The organism is Dietzia timorensis (genome assembly GCF_020742175.1).
GTDB lineage: Bacteria > Actinomycetota > Actinomycetes > Mycobacteriales > Mycobacteriaceae > Dietzia > Dietzia timorensis_A.
In genome coordinates this window covers 1-2,945 of the sequence record NZ_DYXM01000012.1, presented here as the reverse complement: position 1 = coordinate 2,945, position 2,945 = coordinate 1, and the positions used below count along the sequence as shown (strand labels likewise).

At 71.1% G+C, this 2,945-nt stretch carries 2 protein-coding genes; both read left to right on the top strand.

Annotation, left to right across the window (positions count from 1 at the left end):
- Window positions 1-2,254: ATP-dependent zinc metalloprotease FtsH (gene ftsH / locus K8V11_RS00565; RefSeq protein WP_303910212.1), on the top strand; the 2,254-nt coding region annotated here is incomplete at its 5' end.
- A complete protein-coding gene (gene folE / locus K8V11_RS00560; protein ID WP_303910214.1) occupies window positions 2,251-2,856 on the top strand; it encodes a GTP cyclohydrolase I FolE in 606 nt (201 codons plus the stop codon). The genes ftsH and folE, both read left to right, overlap by 4 nt.
- Window positions 2,857-2,945 lie beyond the last annotated feature (89 nt).

The following is a 2,945-nucleotide window of genomic DNA, read 5'->3' as shown; positions in this document are numbered from 1 at the left end:
CCAGGCCGTCGGGGCGAAGATCCCGAAGGGCGTGCTGCTCTACGGCCCTCCCGGAACCGGCAAGACCCTGCTCGCCCGCGCCGTCGCGGGAGAAGCCGGCGTGCCGTTCTACTCGATCTCCGGTTCGGACTTCGTCGAGATGTTCGTCGGTGTCGGCGCATCCCGCGTGCGCGACCTGTTCGAGAAGGCCAAGCAGAACGCCCCCTGCATCGTGTTCATCGACGAGATCGACGCGGTCGGCCGCCACCGCGGCTCCGGCACCGGCGGCGGGCACGACGAGCGAGAGCAGACGCTCAACCAGCTGCTCGTCGAGATGGACGGTTTCGACGACCGCGAGACCGTGATCCTCATCGCCGCGACGAACCGCCCGGACGTGCTCGACCCGGCGCTGTTGCGCCCGGGCCGCTTCGACCGCCAGGTGCCCGTCGTCCCGCCAGATCTCAAGGGGCGTCAGGCGATTCTCGAGGTGCACGCGAAGGACAAGCCGATCGCCGAAGAGGTCAACATGCGCGCGCTGGCCAAGCGCACCATCGGCATGTCGGGCGCGGACCTCGAGAACGTGCTCAACGAGTCGGCGCTGCTCGCCGCGCGGCTGCAGCGCGACTGGATCACCAACGATCTGCTCGAAGAGGCCTCCGACCGCGTTGTCGGCGGCCCGCGACGCAAGAACCGGGTGATCTCCGAGAAGGAGAAGAAGGTCACCGCCTATCACGAGGGCGGGCACGCGCTCGCCGCGTGGGCGATGGACGGACTCGAACGCGTCCACAAGGTAACGATCCTCGCCCGCGGCCGCACCGGTGGCCACGCGATGGTCGTTCCCGAGGACGATAAATCGCTCATGACCCGCGCGGACATCATCGCCCGCATCGTTATGGCGATGGGCGGACGCGCGGCCGAGGAGTACATTTTCGGCGAGCCCACTTCGGGCGCGTCCTCGGATATCGAGAACGCCACGAAGCTCGCCCGCACGATGGTCACCGAGTACGGCATGAGCGCCAAGCTCGGCGCCGTCAAGTATGCGGAGAACTCCGGAGACCCCTTCTCCCACGGCGGTGGCTCCGGTGGCGGCGAACACTCCGACGAGATCGCGGGCATCATCGACGCCGAGGTTCGCGCGATCATCGAGGCCGCGCACGAGGAGGCGGTCGACGTCCTCGACGAGAACCGCGAGGCTCTCGACAAGGTCGCCGAGGAACTCCTCGAGAAGGAGACGCTGCGCCAGGACGACCTCGAGCGGATCTTCGCCGACGTCGCCAAGCGCCCGCGCATCACCCGCTTCGACGACTTCGGCGGGCGTAAGCGCGCGACGAAGCCGCCGATCAAGACCCCTGCCGAGATCGCCATCGAGCGCGGCGAACCCGTGCCCGAGCGCGAGGACCCGTTCTCGATCCCGCTTCCCGGCAGCGCCGAGGAGCAGGAGGCGAACAACTCCGCCCATGACGCCGGAGGCGCCGATCCCTCGCGGCCGTCCGATCCGCGTGGTGCCGTCTCGGCGGCGCCGGGCGCGGGCGCGGGCGCGCAGCGGCCGGGAGCTCCGGGCTTCGGCGGAGACGATCGCCGCACCACCGCGATCCCGTCCTACGGCACACCGCCGCCCCCGGGCTGGTCGGCGCCGGGCTGGCCGCCGAACCAGGCGGGGCAGTCGGGACCGCAGTACCAACCCGGCCAGCCGGGTGGACCGAACCAGCCGGGGGGACCGAACCAACCGGGCGGGCCGCAGCAGGGTGCGCCCTCGCAGCCCTCGGGGCAGGTTCCGCCGCGGCCGCAGGGCGGCTCCGGCGCCGGCGTGGGTCCCGCGTTCGGGCAGCAGCCCCAGCAGCCGAGCTCGCAGCAGACGACGCAGATCCCGGCTCAGCCCCAGCAGCCACAGCAGTCGAGCGGGCCGCAGCAGCAACGCGGCCCCGGCCACCAGGAGACCCAGGTGCCGCCGCGGCCGCCGATTCACCCGACCGCCACGCCGAGCGCGCGCCAGTCGGGCGAGGGCCACAACGCGCCGAGCAATCGGCCAGCACCGGGATTCGGTGGGCGGCCAGGGGCCACGCAGGACTCGCAGCCCACATCGACGTGGCCGGTGGGACCGTCGGGCGACGACGGTCCGACGACCGGACGACATGCGAAAATCGACCCGTCCGACGTCATAGGTGAAGATGTGACGCGCAGGTCGGGCGCAGCCGGCGAGTCCCGGGATGGCGACGGCGGGAAGCGCCGCCGTGAGGACAAGGGTTCCGAATGGAGGGCTCCGTGGGAGGAATAGACCCGATCGCGGCCGCCGACCCGGCCGAGCGCGCGCCGTTCGATCATGCGCGGGCCGAGGCGGCGGTGCGCGAACTGCTCATCGCCGTGGGGGAGGACCCCGACCGCGAGGGGCTGCGCGACACCCCGGGACGCGTTGCGCGCGCCTACGAAGAGACCTTCGCGGGGCTGCACGTCGATCCGTCAGAGGTGCTCGGGCGCACGTTCAACGAGGAACACCGCGAGCTCGTCCTCGTCCGCGACATTCCGATCTACTCGACGTGCGAGCACCACCTCGTACCGTTCCACGGCGTCGCGCACATCGGCTACATCCCCGGCGAATCCGGAACGGTGACCGGGCTGAGCAAGCTCGCCCGGCTCGTCGACCTCTACGCCAAGCGGCCGCAGGTGCAGGAGCGGCTCACGTCGCAGGTCGCCGACGCGCTGCGCGACAAGCTGCAGCCGACCGGCGTGATCGTGGTGATTGAATGCGAGCACCTGTGCATGGCGATGCGCGGCATCCGCAAACCCGGAGCCGTCACGACGACGTCCGCCGTGCGTGGCTCGTTCCGTGCCAACGCCTCGACCCGGGCCGAGGCGATGCGGCTCATCCGGGGGGCCTAGCGTGCTCACGGCAACCCCCGCGCCCGATCGCTGCGTCGTGATGGGCGTCCTCAACGTCACCGAGGACTCCTTCTCCGACGGGGGTCAGT